This is a genomic window from Marinobacter sp. CA1 (assembly GCF_020546665.1).
Classification (GTDB): domain Bacteria; phylum Pseudomonadota; class Gammaproteobacteria; order Pseudomonadales; family Oleiphilaceae; genus Marinobacter; species Marinobacter xestospongiae.
Genome location: NZ_CP071785.1, coordinates 1,066,070 through 1,088,326, shown reverse-complemented (window position 1 = coordinate 1,088,326; position 22,257 = coordinate 1,066,070). Strand labels below are relative to the sequence as shown.

General features: G+C 55.6%; 24 protein-coding genes. 4 read left to right on the top strand and 20 right to left on the bottom strand.

The genetic code is table 11. From position 1 onward, the window contains the following. The first annotated feature begins 1 nt into the window (after position 1). The 3 genes from J2887_RS05020 to J2887_RS21800 all read left to right on the top strand — a co-directional run bounded on the left by J2887_RS05020 (position 2) and on the right by J2887_RS21800 (position 1,884). Entirely contained in the window at positions 2-316 is a 315-nt protein-coding gene (locus J2887_RS05020) for a type II toxin-antitoxin system RelE/ParE family toxin (protein WP_227174564.1), read from the top strand. 213 nt (positions 317-529) lie between these two features. Continuing rightward, complete coding sequence (locus tag J2887_RS05015) at positions 530-1,285, top strand: hypothetical protein (RefSeq protein ID WP_227174562.1); 756 nt, start codon at positions 530-532, stop codon at positions 1,283-1,285. Positions 1,286-1,641: 356 nt separating this feature from the next. Further along, positions 1,642-1,884 (top strand): hypothetical protein, encoded by a 243-nt coding sequence (locus tag J2887_RS21800; RefSeq protein WP_227174561.1) that lies wholly within the window; start codon positions 1,642-1,644, stop codon positions 1,882-1,884. 300 nt (positions 1,885-2,184) lie between these two features. Here J2887_RS21800 and J2887_RS05005 read toward each other — a convergent pair whose 3' ends face one another. Together J2887_RS05005 and J2887_RS05000 are read right to left on the bottom strand one after the other, a co-directional pair. Next, complete coding sequence (locus J2887_RS05005; protein WP_227174560.1) at positions 2,185-3,438, bottom strand: tetratricopeptide repeat protein; 1,254 nt, start codon at positions 3,436-3,438, stop codon at positions 2,185-2,187. Between the two features lie 336 nt (positions 3,439-3,774). After that, complete coding sequence (locus J2887_RS05000) at positions 3,775-5,037, bottom strand: dicarboxylate/amino acid:cation symporter (RefSeq protein WP_227174559.1); 1,263 nt, start codon at positions 5,035-5,037, stop codon at positions 3,775-3,777. A 721-nt stretch (positions 5,038-5,758) separates the two neighbouring features. On the opposite strand from J2887_RS05000, the gene J2887_RS04995 reads away from it, so the two are divergent. Next, positions 5,759-5,998 (top strand): TIGR02647 family protein, encoded by a 240-nt coding sequence (locus tag J2887_RS04995; RefSeq protein ID WP_227174558.1) that lies wholly within the window; start codon positions 5,759-5,761, stop codon positions 5,996-5,998. Positions 5,999-6,043: 45 nt separating this feature from the next. Here J2887_RS04995 and J2887_RS04990 read toward each other — a convergent pair whose 3' ends face one another. The 18 genes from J2887_RS04990 to urtC form a co-directional block, all read right to left on the bottom strand. Further along, entirely contained in the window at positions 6,044-6,757 is a 714-nt protein-coding gene (locus tag J2887_RS04990) for a transposase (protein ID WP_227174557.1), read from the bottom strand. 187 nt (positions 6,758-6,944) lie between these two features. Beyond that, positions 6,945-7,460 carry a hypothetical protein gene (locus tag J2887_RS04985; RefSeq protein ID WP_227174556.1) on the bottom strand — a complete coding sequence of 172 codons (516 nt, stop codon included), beginning with the start codon at positions 7,458-7,460 and terminating at the stop codon, positions 6,945-6,947. A gap of 591 nt (positions 7,461-8,051) precedes the next feature. After that, positions 8,052-10,496: a P-loop NTPase fold protein gene (locus J2887_RS04980; protein WP_227174555.1), complete on the bottom strand. Its 2,445-nt coding sequence runs from the start codon at positions 10,494-10,496 to the stop codon at positions 8,052-8,054. A 105-nt stretch (positions 10,497-10,601) separates the two neighbouring features. Then, positions 10,602-11,333, bottom strand: a complete 732-nt coding sequence (locus J2887_RS04975; protein WP_227174554.1) for a hypothetical protein — start codon at positions 11,331-11,333, stop codon at positions 10,602-10,604. A gap of 120 nt (positions 11,334-11,453) precedes the next feature. Then, positions 11,454-11,909 carry a hypothetical protein gene (locus J2887_RS04970; protein ID WP_227174552.1) on the bottom strand — a complete coding sequence of 152 codons (456 nt, stop codon included), beginning with the start codon at positions 11,907-11,909 and terminating at the stop codon, positions 11,454-11,456. Positions 11,910-11,998: 89 nt separating this feature from the next. Beyond that, on the bottom strand, positions 11,999-12,403 hold the full coding sequence (locus J2887_RS04965; protein WP_227174550.1) for a hypothetical protein: 405 nt from the start codon (positions 12,401-12,403) through the stop codon (positions 11,999-12,001). A gap of 173 nt (positions 12,404-12,576) precedes the next feature. Then, positions 12,577-13,359: a nuclease-related domain-containing protein gene (locus J2887_RS04960; RefSeq protein WP_227174548.1), complete on the bottom strand. Its 783-nt coding sequence runs from the start codon at positions 13,357-13,359 to the stop codon at positions 12,577-12,579. Positions 13,360-13,539: 180 nt separating this feature from the next. Next, entirely contained in the window at positions 13,540-14,115 is a 576-nt protein-coding gene (locus J2887_RS04955; protein ID WP_227174546.1) for a HupE/UreJ family protein, read from the bottom strand. A 43-nt stretch (positions 14,116-14,158) separates the two neighbouring features. Continuing rightward, a complete protein-coding gene (gene ureG, locus J2887_RS04950) occupies positions 14,159-14,797 on the bottom strand; it encodes an urease accessory protein UreG (RefSeq protein WP_227174544.1) in 639 nt (212 codons plus the stop codon). Positions 14,798-14,827: 30 nt separating this feature from the next. Then, entirely contained in the window at positions 14,828-15,526 is a 699-nt protein-coding gene (locus J2887_RS04945; protein ID WP_227174543.1) for an urease accessory protein UreF, read from the bottom strand. Beyond that, positions 15,510-16,079, bottom strand: a complete 570-nt coding sequence (ureE, locus tag J2887_RS04940; protein ID WP_227174542.1) for an urease accessory protein UreE — start codon at positions 16,077-16,079, stop codon at positions 15,510-15,512. The genes J2887_RS04945 and ureE overlap by 17 nt, the downstream gene beginning before the upstream one ends. A 56-nt stretch (positions 16,080-16,135) precedes the next feature. Further along, the gene (gene ureC, locus J2887_RS04935; protein WP_227174541.1) at positions 16,136-17,839 is read right to left on the bottom strand and encodes an urease subunit alpha; all 1,704 of its coding nucleotides are present in this window, start codon (positions 17,837-17,839) and stop codon (positions 16,136-16,138) included. A 163-nt stretch (positions 17,840-18,002) separates the two neighbouring features. Continuing rightward, the gene (locus tag J2887_RS04930; RefSeq protein WP_227174540.1) at positions 18,003-18,311 is read right to left on the bottom strand and encodes an urease subunit beta; all 309 of its coding nucleotides are present in this window, start codon (positions 18,309-18,311) and stop codon (positions 18,003-18,005) included. 12 nt (positions 18,312-18,323) lie between these two features. Beyond that, positions 18,324-18,626, bottom strand: coding sequence for an urease subunit gamma (gene ureA / locus J2887_RS04925; RefSeq protein ID WP_206644057.1), 303 nt, complete (start codon positions 18,624-18,626; stop codon positions 18,324-18,326). Between the two features lie 38 nt (positions 18,627-18,664). Beyond that, positions 18,665-19,570: an urease accessory protein UreD gene (locus J2887_RS04920; protein WP_227174539.1), complete on the bottom strand. Its 906-nt coding sequence runs from the start codon at positions 19,568-19,570 to the stop codon at positions 18,665-18,667. Next, the gene (urtE, locus tag J2887_RS04915; protein ID WP_227174538.1) at positions 19,567-20,283 is read right to left on the bottom strand and encodes an urea ABC transporter ATP-binding subunit UrtE; all 717 of its coding nucleotides are present in this window, start codon (positions 20,281-20,283) and stop codon (positions 19,567-19,569) included. Before urtE ends, J2887_RS04920 begins: the two co-directional genes overlap by 4 nt. Then, positions 20,283-21,107 (bottom strand): urea ABC transporter ATP-binding protein UrtD, encoded by an 825-nt coding sequence (gene urtD, locus J2887_RS04910; protein WP_227174537.1) that lies wholly within the window; start codon positions 21,105-21,107, stop codon positions 20,283-20,285. The genes urtE and urtD overlap by 1 nt, the downstream gene beginning before the upstream one ends. Then, positions 21,104-22,255, bottom strand: coding sequence for an urea ABC transporter permease subunit UrtC (gene urtC / locus J2887_RS04905; RefSeq protein WP_227174536.1), 1,152 nt, complete (start codon positions 22,253-22,255; stop codon positions 21,104-21,106). Before urtC ends, urtD begins: the two co-directional genes overlap by 4 nt. Positions 22,256-22,257: the final 2 nt, after the last annotated feature.

Sequence of the window (22,257 nt, the reverse complement as noted above, 5' to 3'; positions counted from 1 at the left end):
AGTGCGAACAGTAAGGATACTGGAAGAGGCCGCGCAGGAAGCGATCGCAGCCGCAGAATGGTATGAGCATCGACAGCCGGGTCTCGGCGCGGAGTTTTTCGCTGCCGTGGATGCCGCCATTGATATTATTGAAGAAAACTTGAGCCCCCTATCTCCCCTTCCTGAACAAGCTGACGATACTGGTGCAAAACGACTGATTATTGACCGGTTTCCGTACGATATCGTTGCAATTGAGATGCTCGAGGAAACCATCATAGTCGCCGTTGCTCATCAGTCCAGAAAGCCTGGCTATTGGCGAGAACGCAGCATGCTTTAGGTTTCTGGGCTTATACCCGGCTTGGAGACTCATCAGCTAATAATCACGCTCTCCGAAACACGCAACGACAACTCAGACTCACAGCCCTAGAGTGGACGGTGGGAAATGAATCTGGAAACTCACCCTCTTCCGGCTCACCGGGCATTTCGATTCTTTATTGACCAGCCGAGATAAAGAGGCATTGGCATCCTGTAAGCCACAAATAGGACATCGATGAACCAGCTTATCGTATTGCTTGTACTGCTTGGCACCGCTCTTGTGGGCCACGCCGGCGAGGAACAGCCCTGCCCACCTGGCGCACTCAATTCTCTCAAGACGGAATTAAACGTTGAATACCTGGTCGCATCAGCCTGCAAGGTGCTGCCCGATGACCAGGATACGCTCCTTGCTTCTGCTGTGATCAAGGCTGACGGCGACTATGAAGACAGTTACCAATGGCGGGTGATGCTGTTGGAGGCGCACAACTATGAAATAAAAGCCCGGTTCGAGAGCCGCATTGACACCGGAGATGCCACAACCCGAGTTGATAGCGGCATGATTTGGTTGGATACCGCGCGCTATCATGTAACCGACGATAATCGCGCCTTTGGCGTGCGGCTGGCTTCGGGCGACTGGCCTCGATATGCACAAGGTGGCCGTAATCTTTTTCTCACTCTCTTCAGCGGGACGCCGCAACACGGCCAGCTAGTGCCGCTGGTGGATCATTTGCCCCTGTATGTCTGGCAAGAGATCAACGCGGACTATCAAGCAAACCACTTTACCCGTGAAATTGCAGAAGGCTATATCAATGTACTGCCGACAAGCAGCCATAGCCTGCGTGATTTACAGCTGGTTTACCCAACCGTTATCGAAAGCTATGACGGAGAAACCACCACCCGCCCGAACCGCCGTTTGACGATGACTCTCAAATTCAACGGCGCAGAATACCCCTTTGATGAATGGCAAGATGTGCCTGGTGAAGACTGGTAACGCTGTCTTTGCATCTATGCGGAGGCCATGACTTCAGGCTCTCTGACAGAAGAGTTACGCACCATCAGCAACCGGCCGGAAGTCACACTGACGCGTTACTACAATCGACAATCCAATCAGAGGGCATGTTGTACACCGCCACCCCGGCGGGAGCTCCATCCACCCCTGTTGTTTACTGACCCAGACAGGAGTCACCCCCATAGCACAGAGTCAGGCCTTACCTTTGGGTCCACTCCGGGATCATACGTTCAGAAAAGCCTTTCCGTTGGAGAAGGTTTTTCTGAAGCGCACAGGTCAAATTGCAGGCCCGTCATGTTTCAGCAGTTGCCCTTTTTCGCCTGTCCCGGTGGGCAGAAATGACCACCAGACTCACGGTGAGATCTACGATCATCGTAGTCACGACGACGGCGATCGCGGTCGTGGCGGTATTCGTTATCATCTTTCGTGGTAATAGCTGCCCCAGTTGCTGCGCCGACGGCACCGCCGAGAATAGCGCCATCTCTGCCACCTACCTCATTACCGATGGCAGCCCCAATGGCTCCGCCTATGCCGCCACCCAGCGCGGCGTCGACTGTATCATCGGCAACGGCACCCAATGAGGCGACCATCAGAGATAGAAAAGCGAGCAGTAACTTCATATTCATCAATTTGAATACCCTCATTCAGGTGGTCTGGCTGACCCAGCATGACGAGAATGAAGCCATCGCCTCGGTCCCATCAGGCACTTGTCAGCTCTATGATCCGCTCGAGAGTGTCAGACGTAAACTTGATGCAACCCGTTAATATTGTTTTATATTTCATATAGTTAATTAACTCGAGGAGGGACCCAGGAAGGACGCAGATCGGCAAAAACCTAAACAGACCTATTTCCACCGACAAACACATCGGCCCCATTTGTCCTATTCAAAGAACCCCAGCTGACGGGCAAGTGCCTCGACCCTGCGCCAATAAACAATGCCCTCAACGTCGTCGTAGTAACTCTTGTTCTCTTGCATTTTTATGGTAAGCACCTTCCATTGATCGTGGGAAAGACGGTTCAGAGGGTGATTGCTATTGACCTCAAGAATAGCCGAAGCTTCATTAAGCGCCGCGATTTGCTCCGTTAGCTGATCCGTCTCCTCTCTCAGGGTCCCCATTTGACGTTCGAGGTCCAAGAGATGCTCGGCTTTTCCTTTAAACGGCGACGCCTCACCAATTCCGCCCGCCTCCGCGACCGCCAGCCACCGAGCGGCTTCCTCTGAGTTTTGCTCCACAATTTTGCCGTCGAGGTAATGCCTGCCCAGACGGAAAGCCGCCTGGCTGTGGCCAGCCTCCGCCGCAACCGTCAGCAGGCGGATGGATTCGTCGTGGTTCTGGGGAATACCAGCACCCGACTCCAGTCTCAGGGCCAGCATGTACGTGGCTTGCCTATGCCCTTCATCACTGGCTTTCTTTAACCAGCTTACCGAGCCTGCCTTGTCTCCAAGATTGTCCCGTATGGCCGCCATCAAATACATCGCGGGTGGGTGATCCACCGAAATGGCAGGTTCCAGCAAGCGGGACGACAACTCGTAGTCACCGCTCCTCATCGCCATGACTGCCATATCGATCAGAACATCCCTGGCCCAGCTCGATATGAGGAAGTTTCTGTACCGGTCTGGCGTCCACTCCGTCGTCTGGCCTTTGAGGCTGGCAATATCACCCACATGCTCCGACCTGAAGAAAACCGAGGCAATGACATCAAGTTCCTCGGCAGGCAGGGCCGATTCGCGGTCTTCGTTGAACGCCGCCAACACCGTCATAAATGGGTCGTAATAGCTGGATCGACCATCGTCCTTTTCCGTATAGAAAACGAAATGATCAATACTCACCCCGAGATTGCGCACAATCGACCTGGTGACACTGAGATTCTGCTCTGCCAGCTTTCTGTAGGTGAATTGCCCGCCGTTGGTCTGGGAGGGACTGCCATTTACATGGGTGACAACAACAACTTTATCTCCGTGGGACAGGTCACGTCCGGCCGTAAACGGCGTTTTGGAACCGCCATAGCGGATTTCATTATCGTAGTGAAGGGCAAACTGAAACTGGCCACGCCGGCTTTCCGACTCATCAATGTCCTGAGTTTGCGCGAATACCGGACTAAAGCTCTGCAATACCAGCAGCAGGAACGTCATTGCCTTAACCATCAAAGCTCCCTCTTTCTGAATCCATAACGGGTTAAGGCACCGTTCAAGCCACCGGGGCCGGTTAACTATCCTACTGCATCCAAATGCCTCCCGAGTCAGATTAGACCCAATTCGCGGTATTGGCGGAGAAACGAGGCAAAAATTTGGGGAGCCCGGGCAGTCGGCAAAAAACTGAAGTCCGGACTCTGTGCCAAGGCACAGAAGCGCATTCCAGTAGCTCGCTGGGCGCTAATTCAGAGTACGCAGGGGGCACGTGGCGGGAATGAGGAAGGAGCAGGACCGAAACAGGCCAGGCGGAAACCTTGCCCTGTTTCGGTCCGTTTTCTAGGAATGTTGTTCTGACGATATGGCCAAGCGATCCTCGCCCGCTTCGTACTTTTCTTCGGAGCGGGCGATCACCGAGGTACAGACCAGATCCCCGGTCACGTTCATGGCCGTTGCCCCCATGCCCACCAGGGCATCGATAGACACCAGCAGAGCAACCGTTTCGATCGGTAGCCCAACCTGGGCAAACACCGTGGCAATCATCACAATACCGGCTCCGGGAACGCCAGCAGTCCCGATGGAAGCGAGCGTCCCGATCAGAACAATCTCCAGCATGGTGACAACGTCCAGCGGCACGCCGACCACGTTGGCGGCAAAGGCCGCTGAAATGGCGATACGAATGCCGGCTCCGTCCATGTTGATGGTTGCACCCAGTGGCAAACTAAAACCATAGATACGCTGGGGAATGCCCAGCCGGCGAGCCGCATTCAGGGTCAGCGGCAACGTACCTGAACTGCTCTGGGTGGCAAATGCTGTGACCACCGGCACCCGGGCCTCCCGCACAAAGCTCACCAGATTCACACCATTCAGACGCATCAGCACCGCATAAACCGCGAGTTGCACCGCCAGCGCGATGTACAACACCATCACCATGTCGCCCAGTGCCAACAGCGTGGCGGTACCCTGTTTACCAGCGGTGTGGGCCACAATGGCAAACACACCTATCGGCACATATTGCAACACGCCGGCCATCACTTTCATGGTGACCTCGTTCAGGGCAGAGACCACACCATAAAGCCGCTCGGCCATTTCGCCATGAGCCTCGGATTCCCGCAACTTCATCAGTGCGATGCCAAACACCACCGCCGTAAAAATAACCCCCAACAGGTTGGGCTCAGCAAACGCCCCAACAATGTTGGTAGGCACGATGTTCAGTAGCACCTGAATGAAGCCCGGATTCTCCGGCACCTTCACCGTTTCGGACGAGGTCAGCTCCAGGCCACTACCGGGAGAGAAGGCGGAAGCCACCAGCAGACCCACCGAGATGGCCAGGGCCGAGGTGAGCACGTAAAAGCCCAACAGTTTCCAACCCACGCGCCCCATGCTGCCCAGGTTGGCCTGATTGATCCCCACCATCAGGGTAAACAGCACAATCGGCACAATCAGAAATTTCAACAACCGCAGCAGCAACTCACTCAGAGGGGCCAGCCACTCGACCACGGCGGGCCCACCCACCAGCCCAACAACCAGACCCAGTACAAGCGCAATGCCAATGCGCAACACCAGAGAAGTATTCAGATAGGCATTTAGTAAAGCTCTCATCGAGGCCCCCACTCCATTTCGGCTCGTTCATGAACAGGCGTTCAAAAACGTCAAAGACGAGGATTCTGGTGACCACCAGCACCGAGGTAAACCGGTATTGCCACGTACGTTACTCAGAGAAACTGCAGGAAATGTTGCTGGAAGCCCAGAGACAAACGACCAGATCTCTTGTGGCACAAGGGATAGAGAGATTCAGCAAAGAAACCGGCTATGCGTGCCGGCTATATGTATATGAATGATTGATCTCCGAAGTCATACAAACGCCAGTTGAGGGAGAAAGGAATTTTAGCCATTAAAAACCGTGACAGGCCTATTTCTACTTTGTCGCGCTTTCCGTAATCCTCAACAAACACCGGCTGACGATTACGACCACGTTGAACATTGTGGATGTGGGGGACCGGGCACGATAACCCGAGCCTGACGGGGCATTGGGTTCTCCTTGCCATTGCAGAGCGAAAGCCCAGAATCCATTCCCAGCCAGATAGGCGCTATTCTGGCTGCTCGCTTTAATCCTGCCGGGATGAGGGTCCAAATTGGTCAAAAACTGGTCTGAAAATAGATCTGCTCGATTCGGTTCAGCTGGAACCTGGACATCAGTGGGCAGGACCAGCGTAAATAAACTTTGTCTGATGCCGCTGCCTCGTATACAACTGTTGTAAACCCACCTCGATAACGACGAACCAATAACAATTCCAAGCCAAAACAATACAGAGGACATGCCATGCCGTTTTCACCCGACCAGATTGCCGAACTGAACCTGCTTGCGCTGTTTGATTCGGCCTCTTCCCAGGAAGGCATCAAGGTGCACCAGCACAGCGCGGCGCCGGAGGCGGTGTCCGCCGCCGAGCGGCTGTTCAACAAGGGCCTGATCACCCAGCACGATGGTGGTTACCTCACCAGCCGCGGCAGCGAGGCGGTGGAACACACCCAGACGCTGCTGTCGCTGCTATCCGATCAATAGCAGTAGGGAAGTCGCTAAAAGGGTCCGAAAAGCGAAAAAAAGGGGTCAGATCGATTTTAAATTGATCATTTCGGTCTGCCCCTTTGGTCGCCCACGGCTCACCTGCCCCACCTTACGCCCGAGCGTCGATTCCACCTGTTCTCTGAAACGGCTCCGTCCCAACAGCTGACTGGCCGATAAACAATCAGCGATCTCATTCCTCAGTTCGTCAGGAAGGCTGAATCGAAACAGTTCACGATATGCCTGACGACGCTTGGTTTCTTCCCGATCCAACGCCAGAAACAACGGGTGGGCCGTCACCAATTCATCGAACTCCCCTAATGCATTCATGCGAAAGCTGCTCCAGGGATATTGCTCCGGCTGATCGACCATACAGGCCGTGACGGGGTTCAGCTCGATGTAGCGATAACAACTCAGCAGGTAGTTTTCGGCATCCACCAAACTGCCTTTATGCCGCCCTTCCCACAACGTCCCCGACCGTCGGTATGTTTTATTTATGTACTGAACGTACTGGCGCCCCACATGCTGGATGAGCCGGGAGATACTGTCGGTATGCTTGGGCGTCAACAGCAGGTGAACATGGTTGGTCATCAGGCAATAGGCATGAAGTTCTGCGCCGTAACGCTTCAGACCTTCTCCCAACACCTGACGATAAAAGCGGAAATCCTCTTCCGCAAAAAAACAGGCATCCCGGTTATGGCCACGCTGAACCACATGAGCAGGAACGCCCGGGAGATACATCCGTGTCTTCCGTGGCATGTTGCAATTCCATTTGAGGGTTTGGAGCCAATCCGTTAGCTCGTCGGAAAGATTGTATCGGATGTTCGGGGCTGGTCCGAATTGATCAAATAAAAATCGATTTGCCCCCTTTGAGCATCGGACCAGATGTGCTCGCAGAAATGAACGGGCGTGGTGCTGCAACCGCCACACCCTGCACCGCGTTTTTTTACATTGTGTACAAACCCAGGGCGATATATCCCATACCCAAGGGGTACACGTTCCCATGAATATACGGCGAACTGGTTTCCTTGTTAACGAACAGATTTGGCTTAAGGCTCGGGCGTCCGACCAACACAATCGATTCACCGTCGGCATGGAGCTCTCCCGCCAGGTTTTCTTTCACCTCCTCCGGAACCCACTTATCGTAGAAGCTCTGATTGACGATCGCGTCGCCTACAACCTCGTGACCGTCGCTCCGTTTGAGTATTGACTCATAGTCTTCCTGGCTAAAACGGAACACCGCTACAAGCCCCGAATCGCCGCCCCTGTCGGCAGTGTTGGTCCGGGACCATTTCACTGATTCCGGCTCAGCAGGTAAAGCTATTAGATGGTCCAGATTCCCAATAGAGTGATTAACAACTGGCTCGGATTTGGTTGTCGATTCAGTCATGACGTTGTTTTTCTCACAGCCCGCGAGCGCGACGATACAGAGTAAAATCAAAATTTGTGTTAGGCGTTCCATCTTTCTACCTGCGACTGGCTACTGGCATACGTTCAGTAAGAGTGCCCCCGGGTCTTGTATTTTGCTATTTGGCTTTTCTCAGGCCGGAAGGGCAAAAGGCAAGACCTAACCCCGAAGGTGTATGTCTTCCGTGCCATGGTGCAATTTCGTTTGAGTGTTTGGAGCCAATCCGTTAGCTCGTCGGAAGGATTGTATCGGATGTTCGGGGCGGGGCCGAATTGTTCAATTTAAAATCGATCTGACCCCTTTAGCTGTGTTAGGCGTTGCATCTTTCTACCTGCGACTGGCATACGTTCAGTAAGAGTGCCCCCAGATCTTATATTTTGCTATTTGGCTTTTTTCAGGCCGGAAGGGCAAAAGGCAAGACCTAACCCCGAAGGTGTATGTCTTCCGTGCCATGGTGCAATTTCGTTTGAGTGTTTGGAGCCAACCCGTTAGCTTGTCAGAAGGATTGTATCGGATGTTCGGGGCGGGGCCGAATTGATCAATTTAAAATCGATCTGACCCCGTTAATCCGAATTGATCAATTTAAAATCGATCTGACCCCGTTAATCCGGACCCCGTTAATCCGCCGTTAATCCGGTTATGTAGCTACCCGTAGTTTCGAATTGCAGATTGGACAGCTTTCTGAAGATTGGTATTCAAGGTATTTTTTAATTCCTCAAGCGGATTTGTTAACCATACTGGATCCAATCCTCTTTTTAGAGCCTCATTTAAAATTCTTATATACTCAGTGAGCATGAATTCATAAAACACCTCAGCTCTCTCCGCTCTTAGCTTTATTCGACTTACTATATTCCTTTCTTCTTGTACCTGGGTCGATATATTCTTCAATCGCTCCCAGCAACCCTTGTCCGCGATAAAGGTATCCATCATTACATTTTCAATAAAGGTAAAGTCACTTATTAAATTTCTTACTATATGCCCGCCTAACCTACTAGCAAAGTAACTGCTCGAAAAGTCTGCCTTCCCGTGGGACTTTGTGTGAGCAAACCTAAAGTAGCAGAGATCGCCTAGCACATCTAACGTATCAGATTCAGAGAAACCAATAGCCTTTAAGTTGCCCCTAACATCTGGACCATCTATGTAACCTCCACCATTACTTCCACTTTGTTTCACCAAAGCAGCTAAAACAAAAAGCCTTAGAAGTTCTCCGTTGGACCTGCCAAGCCTAGAATCAAATGGATTGCCAATAACTGAAAATTCTTCACTGTAAACTGATTGATTGCCAAGCAATATTGACCTAAATGCTTCCTGTTTAGGCAGCGTGTATTTATTTTCGCTTTTATATTTTCTAAGTGCTTTAGCAGGATCAGTATAGCCTCTGGCAAGAAACTCACGAGTCATTCTTAAGGCTAACCTGACATCATGGTTGGCCAATACATCTATTCTCTCGCCTATTTCCGTCCCAAGGACGGAACTTTTTACTATGTCAATAAAGACCGAGAGATCATCGACGTCAAAATTTGCCCCGTTAAGTGCAGTGAATGAACCTTTTTTACCGGAGAGAAGTTGAGCTGTGAGGAAAAACCGTCTTGATAAAACTGAGGGTATTTCCGGCGGTTCGATATGAAAAGGATCAAAATCAAAGGCATCAAAAGTAGGGGACGCACGATGATTTACGTATGTTGATTCTCGCATCGCAATTATGAGATTTATATTTAACCGACTAGCTATTGCAATTGCGTCCGAGAAAATCTGAGATTGGGTCTCATCATCTTCAAACTGGTCAACATTATCAATAACCAAGAATATTGGAGACTTTCTCGCTCCGTAGGTTAACTGCTTATCTACGTATGGAACTTTCTTCTCATAATCACTCATTATTACTTCTGTTATCTTTTTCTCAAACTCTTTTTCGTCTTTTGAGAGCAAAAATAGGGGGCCGGACTTGAGTGCGTCAATTTCAGTTTTATATGCTGATCGAATTGATCTGTTATAGTCCTTAAAAAAATCATCATTGTTAATGTACTCGAACAACTGGGAGTATATAAACTCTATCGGTGATTCGTTTTTTGAAAAGCTCCTAAAATCTATATCTATCCAATGTGGATACGGCTGATCTTTTCTCTTCTCAAAATACTTTGAAGAGGCGACCCTGCGCGTATACTGGAGGAAGGTAGTTTTGCCTGTCCCAACAGTTCCCAGAATTAAAATCGCTAATGGACGATGGTTTTTGTAGGCAGCGTTTATTGAGTCAACCAATGAACCCGATTCACGCTTACGCATTGGTCTTTTCGGTTGAGTTGAGAAAAGAGGTTCCCGCTTTTGCAGGTGCATCTGTATTCGGTTGTCAAACTTTGTGCGATCTGCATTCTTCACGTAGCATTTATCTAAAAGGTCAGTATCCGAACTTATAATTGAATCGGAGAATGCAGTAATTACCTCGTTTTCGATAAGTGGATATATCGGATTTTCTCTTTTGGAGTGACCACCTTTGAAAAATTTATTGAGTCGTCGCTCCTCAAACTGGTCGGTATTTCTGCCTATCAATTGAATAGCCAGATTTCCCTCAATAACTCCAGATCTAGACAACAAGTCAGTAAATTCTGTAAATTCCTCGCCTAACGCTCTCTCAATGGAATCAAAGATAATAGCATTTGAATCCGAAAACGAGACAGAGTCTGTTCTAACAGCCGGGAACAGAATCCATTGAGAACCATTAGTAACTACAAAAAATGGAATTGATTTTTTTCTGCAATACTCTCTAGCTTGCTTTATTGCATCTCCAGTTTCTCCTTGCAGAAAAGAGCCAGATAGCTTCACTTTCTTTTTGTCAGGAACTAGGCTAAAAGATTTTCCAATTCGTTTTGCCTCAATAAGTATTGATATATCCGCAGTTCTTATAATGTAATCTGCAAAGGTGGTATTACCATCCTCGGAGACACGTTCTTCATAGGAAATATCGTCGTTAGTCCAACCAAGGACCTCCTCCAGCACCCGATCTATAAGTTTCTTTCTGGTCTCTGCTTCATTTGCACTATGCAGACTAAGATTTGCATAAGTTTTAACTAGATCATCCATAAGCTCATTCATTATGCCCATCCTAATGTATTGGGTGAGAAGTGGCTACATAACGCTGGCGTAACGGGCCGATTTGTGGATCGGCAGCGGAACAAAGCGGTCCCGTTGGCGCATTGGTTAGATTTTGGCCGGCCGGTTTGCATTTTTAGCGACATTAACGAGAGCTCGAAACTCACGGCTTTGCTCAAACTCCCGAACTATGCAGAAAACATCGTTTCCCTCAGAAATGTATAGTTTTTCGAACGTTTCAGATGCTCGCTGGCTTGAGACCTTTATCACAGCCATATACCCACCCATGTAAAACCTATAGTGGACAACACCATCATAACGTGTCTTATCTGGGTTTAAGATCCCAGTCTCATTTGCGGAGGCATCAAACTTAGACAAAGCAACGGCGAATTCACTGTTATCTCCCGGGTCCTTTTCCAACAACATTTGTCGCAGCTTTTCCTCAAAAGGCCCAAGCTGAACTTTCTCAAATATCTTGTGCTTAGATACAGAAGCCCGCCATAGGACTGAAAGGAAGAACAGTTTCAGCTTTTCGTAATCGCACTTTCCGAAGTTGTACGCAACAATCTCACCGTCTTTCCTTATAAACTGCTCATCGTTGAGTTCTTGGAAAAGAAAACGGTACCCATAATCATCCCAAGGAGAAAAGAGCTGCTCGCAGCTCTCACAAACGATTTCTTTATCGTAAACGCCGGTTTGGGACCTTTTGGGGTACTCTCCCGCAACATCAGTGACAATCCGTGGGGTTCGACCGTTTTCTTTAAGAGGCTCGTAAAAGCTGCGCGGTATTATGTGTGCGTCAATTAATCGCTTTTCTTCACCGCACATTTTGCATTTCATGCACTGTCCTCCATGAAGCTAACGCCGGTGGTAATGGGCGGCAACGAAGCGCAGCGTAGTTGGCGTCCCATTGGCCACATTGTTAGCAACGTTTTCGGCGAACCCAAGAGTCACAACCAGCTAGCTCATCCAGGAATTGTTGTAGGGATTTACGTTGTACTCTGCTTTGCAGTCTGGATGTGGACAATCGAATACGCCAGACACAACACCCCGATTTTGAAGGATCGATACACGTTTCTCTACCATGCAGGACGGACACGCATAGTGCTCAGGACTTCCCCTAAACTTGTATACGACCGCCTTCCCGGGCGCCTCTACAAGCTCATACGAGTCCATTTGGATGCGCCATTCTTCAAGCTCTTTAACCTTCTGTTTTAGCGACTGATTCTCCTCTTGAAGAGAAAACATCACTGATTGCGCATTGAACAAACTGTCTTGGGCTTCCATGAGCGTTTTCATGGCAGCACTGACCTTTTCCTTAGCGCCTGCATCTATTTTGGCATCTAGCAACGTCTGAAAAATTTCTTTGGTGTGCTTGAAGCCGTCGTATGCGCCTTTTATTGCGGTGATATCCATCCTCAAACTCTCAAATGACTGGGAAATCCTAAAATTGCTAACACCAAACACACCGGCACCACGACAGTGGCGTCCGGTGCTGTGTATTGTTAAGCATTTTCCAGGTCCGCACCATTGCCCGAAAATGCCACGACAGCGATAGTGAGGATGGAAACCATGAAAACGAACCCATACATAATCAGATAGTTAGAGGTAATTATGCTGCCTTGAAAGAGCTGGTTTAGCTGGCCAGAGCCCGCTATCGCGGCGAAAAGTGCCAGTGGGATAGAAAGAACCAAAGCTAGCTTCTTTCTGCAAAACGTAAATGCTGCCTGCAAGAGGAGGAAGCCTCCTGCAACTGTGTAGCCTATGGCAAATTGATCGTTGACCGAGTCCCCACTAAAGGAGACTGATGGATTTCCAGCAATGAGGCTCCATCCGACACCCATGGAAACAAGGGCCATTAATGACCAAGAGAGGGCAGCGATTGTTTTCGCAACACTTGCAATTTTCACGTCACCTCCCTACTGCTTAACAGCGTATTAGATGGAACGCTTCGTTATTGCAAAAATACCGAACGCGGCATAACGCTCACCGCCCGAAGCACTCCATGAAATCAATCAAATAAAAACAAACACCTACAGCCTCCCACAACACCCTGAGCTGCAATAACGGCGATTCGTCATCATCACAATAACGCCGAATCAACCACCCCACGGCATTTGGGAAACGCCTTACACCCAAAAAACTCCTTCCCGGCATTGTCCCCACGTTTCACCGTGCGCTTCACCATCTCCCCCCGACATTTGGGACACCGCAGCTCACCCTCCTTCCTGGCCACAATCTCCCGAACATGCGCCACATGCTCCCGATTCGTCCGAAACGAAGCCGCCAATCGCCCAGACTCAACCTTCTCGACAACCTCCCGAACCTCAGCCTCAGAGAGCAGTTCTTCAGAGTGCGATTTGATGAAGCGAAGGTATCCCCCACCCTGCGTCACGTTATTGGGCATCTCCGTCTTAAACGTCGAATCCCCTACAAACACCACCAACGAATGCACCTGCTGGTCACTCAGCCCCAGCAGGCTCTGCAACGTCTTCGCATGCTTGTAGTTCTGATGCAGCGGGTTCTGAAACTTCTGCGAGTGCTTGAAGATCTTTTGCGTCCAATACCGCTGATTCGGCTTACCAAAAATCCAGCCCTTCATATTCTTCGTTTCCACCACAAACACCCCATACTGGGAAACAATGATGTGATCGATTTGGGTAGTCCCGTCTTCGGTAGGCAGGGTGACGTTCTTGATCAGGTGGTAGCGGTGCTTGTCGAGGAACAGGCGTGCGGAGGCATTAACAACGAACTCCCCGACTTTGCCCTTGAACCAGGGCGACTTGACCACACCCGCGAGGATGGCAAGGGGAATCAGGTACCAGAGGGCGGTGAAGAGAGGTTGAAGAACCGGGGTGTAGTCCATCCGTCATCCCTAACTTAAAACATGTCAATCCGTTGTATCCGATATACAGTAGCCCAACTCTGGTGCGCGGGCCTAGGGCGATATGCAAAATCTCGTTAACAAACAACAGCCCATCAAAAAAGCCGTACGGTCTCCCGCACGGCTTTCATGAGTTTCCCGGTTACGGGCACCTGCCAGCGCTCAGGCCACGGACAAGTACGCCCCAGCCACCGCCAGCACACCGCCTACGCCCCGGCTAAACCGGCTGTCAGCTTTCAGCATCAACGCCCCCAGGCCACGGCCCACAAACGTAATCAGCAGCGTGGCAATGGAGAAGCCGGTCAGGTAGGCGACCAGGGTTGCGCCTTCTGGCATTTCCGTGCCATGGGCAAAACCATGAAATACCATAAACGCCCCAACGAGAGAGCCACCCACGGCAGTGGGCAGCTTGGCCAGGGTGGCGATCAGAATCCCCGCCAGCAGTACCGAGAAGGTGATGCCAGTTTCCACGCCCGGCAGGCTCAGGCCGCCCCAGGCCAGGGCGGCGCCGAGGATCATGCCGCCGACCACGAAGGCGGGGGTGGCGTTTTTCATCAGTTTGCTCTGGCGCACGCTCCAGAACCCGATGGCGGCCATCGCCAGCAGGTGATCCAGCCCCAGCATGGGGTGCAGCAGGCCGCTGGTGAAGCCGCCTTCGGTGTGGCCGGGGTGGGCCATGGCGGTGGCGGAGGCGGTCAACAGCGCGGCGGTGGCGAGAAGTTTTGAAGTCAGTTTCATGGTGTTGCTCCTGGTGGTTCTGTAATCGTATTGGTTCGTTTGCTCAGGCCATTTCAGCAAGTTTTTCAGGACGCCTTTCCGGCAGCATGCCCCGCTCCAGAATGAAGCTGATGATGGTGTCCAGCCCTACCCCGTCATACAGGTTGGTAAACACAAACGGCCGCTCGCCACGCATCTTCTTGGAATCCCGCTCCATCACGTCCAGGGAGGCGTGGACCTGTTCGGCGATGTCGATCTTGTTGATGATCAGCAGGTCGGATTTGGTGATGCCGGGGCCGCCTTTGCGGGGGATCTTGTCGCCAGCGGAGACGTCGATGACGTACAGGGTGAGGTCGGACAGTTCCGGACTGAAGGTGGCGGAGAGGTTGTCGCCGCCGGATTCCACCAGCACCAGTTCCAGCCCCGGATGGCGGGACTGGAGGTCGTCGATGGCCGCCAGGTTCATGGAGGCATCCTCGCGTATCGCTGTATGAGGGCAGCCGCCGGTTTCCACGCCGAGGATGCGGTCGGCGCCCAGGGCTTCGTGGCGCAGCAGGAAGTCGGCGTCTTCGCGGGTGTAGATGTCGTTGGTGACCACGGCGATGTTGTAGTGGTCCCGCAGGGCTTTGCACAGCTGGCGCAGCAGGGCGGTTTTGCCGGAGCCGACGGGGCCGCCGACGCCTACTCGTAAACAATGTGTCATTGTGAAATCCTCACTCTTCTTTGTCTGGTGTTAGCTGCGGAATAACCGCGAATACTGTGTTTCGTGGAGCGCGCTACCCAAAGCCAACCCGGGTAGCACCGGTCCTAATTCGTCGTCACTCAGGCCCAGGGCCTTGTCTACCGCAGCCACCAGTTTGGGCCGCAGCTGTTCGGTCAGCCGTTGGGCGGCGGTGTGGCCCAGGGGCAAGGCTTTGCAGGCGACTGCGAGCTGGTTTTCCAGCCAGGCCCAGGTGAAGCCCAGCAGGGTCTGGCGTGCTGGCACATGGCGAAGATGCGCCGCCCAGGCGAAGACGGTGACGTAGCCCGGTTCCGTGGGCAGTTCGCCGTCGTCCGCTTGTGGCAGCAGCTCCAGGCTGTTGAGCAGGCGTACTAGGGCCGCGCCGAGGCGGACGTCTTCGTCGGTCAGTTCGGCGGTCTCGCGGGTGGCGTGGAGCCACTGGTTCCAGCTGGCCACCGTGGCGCTGTCGCCTTCGGCCCAGGCGGTTTGCAGCCGGGCCAGCAGGGGCAGTTCGCAGCGGGTGAGGCCGTCGTCCAGTACGCCTTCCAGCCACTGGCCCAGCTCTGCCTCGTTGGTCACCCATTGCAGTTCAAAGGCGCTTTCCAGGCCCTGGGACCAGGCGAAGGCGCCGATGGGCAGGGCCGGGCTGACCAGTTGCAGCAGGCCCAGCAGGGCCAGATCACCGGTTGGGTTGTCAGTGGTGATGGCCATGGGCATGCCCGTGGTCGTGATCGTGTGAATGGCCATGGCTGTGTGAATGACCATGTCCGTGCCCGTGGTTATGACCGTGAGAATGCCCCTGCCCGGCCTGCGCGTAGGCACCCGGTTCCGGGTCGAACGGGGCTTGGTGGTGGACCACGGTGGCACCGAGGCGTTCGGCCAGTTCTTCCAGCACGTGGTCGGGCGGGAAGCGCACCCAGCTGCCCTGGTCGTCACTGCCGATGGCCCCGCCGGAGCCAATTTGGAGGGAAACGTGGCGGTTGCCCAGGTGGTAACACAACCGGGCCATCGGCAGGCCGGATTCGATGCGGGCGGTGACCACCGGTTCGTCGGCAGCGCGGATGCGGACGATCTCGCCGCCCTTGGCCATCAGGTGGTCCCCTTCCCGCAACACCGGGCCGCGGTCGAGGAACAGGCCAATGTCGTGGCCGTTGTCGGTGGTGGCCCGCAGGCGGCCGCGGATGCGCAGTTCGTAGGGCAGGGTCAGGGTATCCAGCACCTCGGCTTTTTCCACCGGGGCGATGCGTTGCGTCATTTCCAGCATTCGGTTTCTCCTTTCGCAGGCTCAGGTTTCTTCATCAACCCAGCTCAGGCTGCGTATCAGAACAAGTGATAGCGCTGGGCCAGCGGCAGTTCGGCGGCGGGCTCGCAGGTGAGCAGTTCGCCGTCGGCGTGTACTTCGTAGGTCTGTGGGTCCACGGTGAGGTGTGGGCAGGCGTCGTTGAGTTTCATGTCGCCCTTGCGCACGTCCCGCACGCCCTTGCAGGCGGACAGTGGGCTGTCCAGCCCCAGTTCCTCACCGATACCGGCGTCCAGGGCGGCCCGGCTGACGAAGGTCAGGCGGGTGGCACTGGCGGCCTTGCCGTAGGCTCCGAACATGGGGCGGTAGTGCACCGGCTGGGGCGTGGGGATGGAGGCATTGGGGTCACCCATGGGGGCGGCTGCGATCATGCCGCCCTTGAGGATGCAGGCGGGTTTGACGCCAAAGAACGCCGGGCTCCACAGCACCAGGTCGGCCAGCTTGCCCACTTCCACCGAGCCCACGTCATGGCCCAGGCCGTGGGTAATGGCGGAGTTGATGGTGTACTTGGCGATGTAGCGTTTGGCGCGGAAGTTGTCGGCACCCCGCTCTTCGTCTTCCGGCAGTAGGCCACGCTGGACTTTCATCTTGTGGGCGGTCTGCCAGGTGCGGCACACCACTTCGCCGACCCGGCCCATGGCCTGGGAGTCGGAGGAGATCATGGAGATCACGCCCATGTCGTGGAGGATGTCTTCAGCGGCGATGGTCTCGCGGCGGATGCGGGAGTCGGCGAAGGCGACGTCTTCCGGGATGTTGGGGTCAAGGTGGTGGCACACCATCAGCATGTCCAGGTGCTCGTCCACGGTGTTCACGGTGTAGGGCCGTGTCGGGTTGGTGGAGGATGGCAGTACGTAGTCCTTGGAGCAGGCGGTGATGATGTCCGGGGCGTGGCCGCCGCCAGCGCCTTCGGTGTGGAAGGTGTGGATGCAGCGGCCCTTGAAGGCGGCCAGGGTGTCTTCCACGAAGCCGGATTCGTTGAGGGTGTCGGTGTGGATGGCCACTTGCACGTCGTACTGGTCGGCAACGGTGAGGCAGTTGTCGATGGAGGCGGGGGTGGTGCCCCAGTCTTCGTGCAGTTTGAGGCCGATGGCGCCGGCTTTGACCTGGTCGATCAGGGCTTCTGGCAGGGAGGCGTTGCCTTTGCCAAGGAAGCCGATGTTCATGGGCAGTTGGTCGACCGCCTGCAGCATTTTGCCCATGTGCCAGGCACCGGGGGTGCAGGTGGTGGCGTTGGTGCCGGTGGCCGGGCCGGTGCCGCCGCCAAGCATGGTGGTGATGCCGCTCATCAGGGCTTCTTCCACCTGTTGGGGGCAGATGAAGTGGATGTGGGGGTCGATGCCGCCGGCGGTGAGGATTTTGCCTTCCCCGGCGATGACTTCGGTGCCGGGGCCGATGACGATCTGCACGTCCGGTTGGGTGTCGGGGTTGCCGGCCTTGCCGATGGCGGCGATGCGGCCTTTCTGAATGCCGACGTCGGCTTTGACGATGCCCCACCAGTCGAGGATGAGGGCGTTGGTGATGACGGTGTCCATCACGCTATCGTCGTTGCGCTGGCTTTGGCCCATGCCGTCGCGGATGACTTTGCCGCCGCCGAATTTTACTTCGTCGCCGTAGTGGGTATGGTCCTGTTCCACTTCGATCCACAGGTCGGTGTCGCCCAAGCGGACGCGGTCACCCACGGTGGGGCCGTACATATCGGCGTAGGCTTGTCTGCTGATTTTCATGCTATCCCTCTCTGAACTTGGGTGCCGGGTCCGGTTGGGTTCTCCCTTCCGGGAAACGCTCCTTCGGCACATCCATGTGACGCTTGGGCTCCGCCATCCATGGCTCCGCACATTCCCGGAAGGGAGAACCCAACCGGACCTCAGACATCATTCTTTTGATCGCTCAGTCCAACTTGCCCATGACGTCGCCACGGAAGCCGTAGATCTCGCGGCCACCTGCATAGGGAATCAAGGTGACTTCGCGGGTCTGGCCGGGCTCGAAGCGGATGGCAGTGCCAGCGGCGATGTCGAGACGCAGGCCCTTGGCGACAGCGCGGTCGAATTCCAACGCTGGGTTTGCTTCGGCAAAGTGGTAGTGGGAGCCGATCTGCACCGGGCGGTCGCCGGTGTTGGAGACTTCAATGGTGGTGCGTTCGCGGTCCGCGCAGAGTTCGATGTCGCCGTCTTTCAATTGGTATTCGCCGGGGATCATCTCAGCCACTCCTTAAACAATGGGATTGTGGACGGTGACAAGCTTGGTGCCATCCGGGAAGGTGGCTTCCACCTGGACCTCGTGGATCATGTCGGCCACGCCATCCATGACGTCATCTCGGGTTAGGATTTCGGTGCCGGAGCTCATGAGTTCAGCCACGGAGCGGCCTTCGCGGGCGCCTTCCATGATTTCGGCGCTGATCAGGGCGATGGCTTCGGGGTAGTTGAGTTTGAGTCCTTTGGCTTTGCGGCGTTCGGCCAGCAGCGCTGCGGTGAACAGCAGCAGCTTGTCTTTGTCTCTGGGTGTTAGCTCCATTGCTCAATGCTCCGTTGTTGTCGTTGGCATTTCGGCGTTCAGGTCAGCCAGATTCTGGGTATGTGGGCCTCGAGCCCGGTGAGCCGGGGCCGGAGGATTTCCCAGGTCTGTTGGCACAGGGCCCAGGCTTCGTTGCGTTCGTTGCCCAGGTAGCGCAGCAGCACCACGCCTCGGCGGCGGGTGATGGCCCAGCGGTTGTTTTCAGGCAGGGCCTCGCGGACGGCTTCGATGGCATCGGCTTCGTCGTCCAGCCCCACCGCCCACAGGGTGGCCTGGACGGTGGCGCCGCCCTGCCCCCATTTGCCGGCAAAGCGCGGGTGGTTGGGGTCCAGCGGTTGGCGTTCCAGCCACAGGGGTTGGCCGTCGAGGGTCAGCTTGAAGCGTTGTTCCAGATGGCCGGAGACGAACGGCAACCGGCTGGCCGGGCGGCCGAGGGCGAGGATTTCCCAGCCCAGGGTGCGGGCACCGGACGCCAGCTCGATGGTGGTGCTTTGTTCGCCACGGGAGCCGTCGAAGGCCAGGGTTTCCTGGGGCAGGTATTCGAGGATGGCGTCTTTGGCTACCGTCAAATGGGTGTGCTGGGCCCAGGCGACGCCGTGGCTGTCGGCCTTGTAGAGTTTGGCCGCCGCCGGGGTGGTGAGCAGGGTATGGGCGCCCTCGCCCACGTCGGCGGAGATGGTGAGGGCGTCACCACTCACCAGTCCGCCCGGCGGATGCAGCAGGTAGACGTGGCAGCAGCCGGTGCGGCCTTCCGGATAGAAGGGGCGCTGTACCCGCAGGGGGCCACTGTGGTGGCGGCGGGTGAGCCGGGTGAGGGTCTCGCCCCGCTCCTGCCGGGCCACGAAGCCCAGGGACAGGGTTGCTGCCCAGCGCCGGTCGCCGTCGAAGCGGTGGCCAGAGTCGTTGGCGGCTTGCCGGTTGCCGATGGCCTGATACGCCGTCATACCGTTAGGTGCTGTTTGATGAGTTCGTCGGACAGCTCGCCAATCTCACCCTGGGCGACACGGCGGCCCCGGTCGAGGATGGCGAAGCGGTCGGCGTACTTGCGGGCGAACGGCAGTTTCTGTTCCACAAGCAGCACGGTGAGGCCGTCTTCGGCGATCAGCTTGCGGATGACCTCGCCGATCTGCGCGACGATGTTGGGCTGAATGCCTTCGCCGGGTTCGTCGAGGATCAGCAGCTGCGGCTCAATCACCAGCGCGCGGCCAATGGCCAGCTGTTGCTGCTGGCCACCGGAAAGGTCACCGCCACGGCGGTTTTTCATTTCCTTGAGCACCGGGAACAGCTCGTAGATGCGCTCGGGGATCTGTTTGCTGCCATCCTTGCGGGCGGCGAGGCCGGTACGCAGGTTTTCTTCCACCGTCAGCAGCGGGAAGATCTGTCGGCCCTGGGGTACGTAGCCGATGCCCAGGCGGGAGCGGTCTTCCACTTTCTGCCGGGTGAGTTCGGTGCCGCCCCCGTTTTCACCCCCTAAAGAGTAGGTCAAAGAGCCATCCTTGACGGCTTCCTCACCCATGATGCACTTCATCAGCGTGGTCTTGCCCACGCCGTTGCGGCCCATCACGCAGGTGCACTGGCCCTTGGGTACGTTCAGTTCCAGGTCCCACAGGGTGTGGCTTTCGCCGTAGAACTGGTTGAGTTTGTCCACTTTCAGCATCAGGCGCCCTCCCCCAGGTACACTTCGATGACTTTCGGGTCGTTGGAGACCTGGTCCATGGTGCCTTCCGCCAGCACGCTGCCCTGGTGCAGCACGGTGACTTTCCTGGCGATGGAGCGTACGAAGCCCATGTCGTGCTCGACCACCACCACCGACTGTTTGCCGGCCAGGCTGGTGAGCAGTTCGGCGGTGCGTTCCATTTCCTGTTCGGTCATCCCCGCCACTGGCTCGTCCACCAGCAGCAGCCGCGGCTTCTGCATCAGCAGCATGCCGATCTCCAGCCACTGTTTCTGGCCGTGGGAGAGAATGCCGGCCTCGCGGTAGCGCAGCTCGGCCAGGCCGATCAGGTGCAGCACCTCGTCGATGCGGTCCCGGTGTTCGCCGGTGAGGCGGGCGGTCAGGGTCGGCAGAATCCGCTTATCGGTGGCCATGGCCAGTTCGAGGTTTTCGAACACCGTCAGCGCCTCAAACACGGTGGGCTTCTGGAACTTGCGGCCAATGCCGAGACTGGCAATGTCCGGCTCGTTCATGGTGAGCAGGTTGTGGCGGCTGCCGAACCACACCGAGCCGGTGTCGGGCTGGGTCTTGCCGGTGATGATGTCCATCATCGTGGTTTTGCCGGCGCCGTTGGGGCCGATGATGCAGCGCAGTTCGCCGTCGTCGATGGTGAGGTTGAGGTTGTTGATGGCCTTGAAGCCATCGAAGCTGACGTTGACGTCCTCAAGGTAGAGAATCGGGCCGTGGCGAACGTCCACCGGGGACGCCGCCGGAGCCAAGAATTCGAAGACGCGGTCGCGATTGCTAAGTTCCTGGAAGATGCTCATGCGGTTGCCTCCTGGCCGGATACGCAGTCACTGCTGTCGTCTTTCCTGCGGCGCTGCAGCAGGCCGGCAATGCCCTTGGGCAGGAACACGGTGACCAGTACGAACAAGCCGCCGAGGGCGAACAGCCAGGCGTCCGGCATGATGCCGGTGAACACGGTCTTGGCGTAGTTCACCAGCAGCGCCCCAATGACGGCGCCGTACAGCGTGGCGCGGCCACCCAGAGCCACCCACACCACCACTTCGATGGAGAACAGCGGCGAGAACTCGCTGGGGTTGATGATGCCGACTTGCGGCACGTACAGGGCACCGGCCACCCCTGCCAGCATGGCGGAAACCACAAACACGAACAGTTGCACCCGTTCCACCCGGTAGCCCAGGAAGCGGGTACGGGCCTCGGCATCGCGACAGGCCACGCTGACCCGGCCCAGCTTGCTGAGCACGATGCCGCGACAGACTACATAACCAATGGCCAGGGCGATGCCGGTGGCGATGAACAGCGCCAGTCGGGTGGCGTCGGTGCGCAGATCAAAGCCAAGGATGTCCTTGAAGTCGGTGAGGCCGTTGTTGCCACCGAAGCCCATCTCGTTGCGGAAGAACGCCAGCATCAGGGCAAAGGTCAGCGCCTGGGTGATGATCGACAGGTACACCCCGGTCACCCGCGAGCGGAACGCAAGGAAGCCGAACACCAGCGCCAGCAGGCCGGGGGCCAGCAGCACCATGAGGAAGGCAAACCAGGCCATGTCGAAGCCCTGCCAGTACCAGGGCAGTTCCTGCCAGTTGAGGAACACCATGAAGTCCGGCAGCACCGGGTCGCCGTAGACGCCGCGATCGCCGATCTGGCGCATCAGGTACATGCCCATGGCATAGCCGCCGAGGGCGAAGAAGGCACCGTGACCCAGGCTGAGAATCCCTAGGAAGCCCCAGACCAGATCAACCGCCACCGCCAGCAGGGCGTAGCACAGATACTTGCCCAGCAGGGTTACGGTGTAGGCGCTGACGTGCAGGGCGTGACCTTCCGGGAAGGCCAGGTGCAGCACGGTCACCAGCGCGACGGCGGCAAACAGGATGCCGAGGAACAGTTGCGTGGAGCGCTCGTTGAAAGGACGCAACAGCCACGGCTTGGACGTGTTCAGTATTGATGACTCCATGA

Coding starts and splice junctions, on each gene's coding strand:
- J2887_RS05015 (WP_227174562.1), top strand. CDS start 530: ATGAACCAGCTTATCGTATTGCTTGTACTGCTTGGCACCGCTCTTGTG.
- J2887_RS21800 (WP_227174561.1), top strand. CDS start 1,642: ATGACCACCAGACTCACGGTGAGATCTACGATCATCGTAGTCACGACG.
- J2887_RS05005 (WP_227174560.1), bottom strand. CDS start 3,438: ATGACGTTCCTGCTGCTGGTATTGCAGAGCTTTAGTCCGGTATTCGCG.
- J2887_RS05000 (WP_227174559.1), bottom strand. CDS start 5,037: ATGAGAGCTTTACTAAATGCCTATCTGAATACTTCTCTGGTGTTGCGC.
- J2887_RS04995 (WP_227174558.1), top strand. CDS start 5,759: ATGCCGTTTTCACCCGACCAGATTGCCGAACTGAACCTGCTTGCGCTG.
- J2887_RS04990 (WP_227174557.1), bottom strand. CDS start 6,757: ATGCCACGGAAGACACGGATGTATCTCCCGGGCGTTCCTGCTCATGTG.
- J2887_RS04985 (WP_227174556.1), bottom strand. CDS start 7,460: ATGGAACGCCTAACACAAATTTTGATTTTACTCTGTATCGTCGCGCTC.
- J2887_RS04980 (WP_227174555.1), bottom strand. CDS start 10,496: ATGAATGAGCTTATGGATGATCTAGTTAAAACTTATGCAAATCTTAGT.
- J2887_RS04975 (WP_227174554.1), bottom strand. CDS start 11,333: ATGAAATGCAAAATGTGCGGTGAAGAAAAGCGATTAATTGACGCACAC.
- J2887_RS04970 (WP_227174552.1), bottom strand. CDS start 11,909: ATGGATATCACCGCAATAAAAGGCGCATACGACGGCTTCAAGCACACC.
- J2887_RS04960 (WP_227174548.1), bottom strand. CDS start 13,359: ATGGACTACACCCCGGTTCTTCAACCTCTCTTCACCGCCCTCTGGTAC.
- J2887_RS04955 (WP_227174546.1), bottom strand. CDS start 14,115: ATGAAACTGACTTCAAAACTTCTCGCCACCGCCGCGCTGTTGACCGCC.
- ureG (WP_227174544.1), bottom strand. CDS start 14,797: ATGACACATTGTTTACGAGTAGGCGTCGGCGGCCCCGTCGGCTCCGGC.
- J2887_RS04945 (WP_227174543.1), bottom strand. CDS start 15,526: ATGGCCATCACCACTGACAACCCAACCGGTGATCTGGCCCTGCTGGGC.
- ureE (WP_227174542.1), bottom strand. CDS start 16,079: ATGCTGGAAATGACGCAACGCATCGCCCCGGTGGAAAAAGCCGAGGTG.
- ureC (WP_227174541.1), bottom strand. CDS start 17,839: ATGAAAATCAGCAGACAAGCCTACGCCGATATGTACGGCCCCACCGTG.
- J2887_RS04930 (WP_227174540.1), bottom strand. CDS start 18,311: ATGATCCCCGGCGAATACCAATTGAAAGACGGCGACATCGAACTCTGC.
- ureA (WP_206644057.1), bottom strand. CDS start 18,626: ATGGAGCTAACACCCAGAGACAAAGACAAGCTGCTGCTGTTCACCGCA.
- J2887_RS04920 (WP_227174539.1), bottom strand. CDS start 19,570: ATGACGGCGTATCAGGCCATCGGCAACCGGCAAGCCGCCAACGACTCT.
- urtE (WP_227174538.1), bottom strand. CDS start 20,283: ATGCTGAAAGTGGACAAACTCAACCAGTTCTACGGCGAAAGCCACACC.
- urtD (WP_227174537.1), bottom strand. CDS start 21,107: ATGAGCATCTTCCAGGAACTTAGCAATCGCGACCGCGTCTTCGAATTC.
- urtC (WP_227174536.1), bottom strand. CDS start 22,255: ATGGAGTCATCAATACTGAACACGTCCAAGCCGTGGCTGTTGCGTCCT.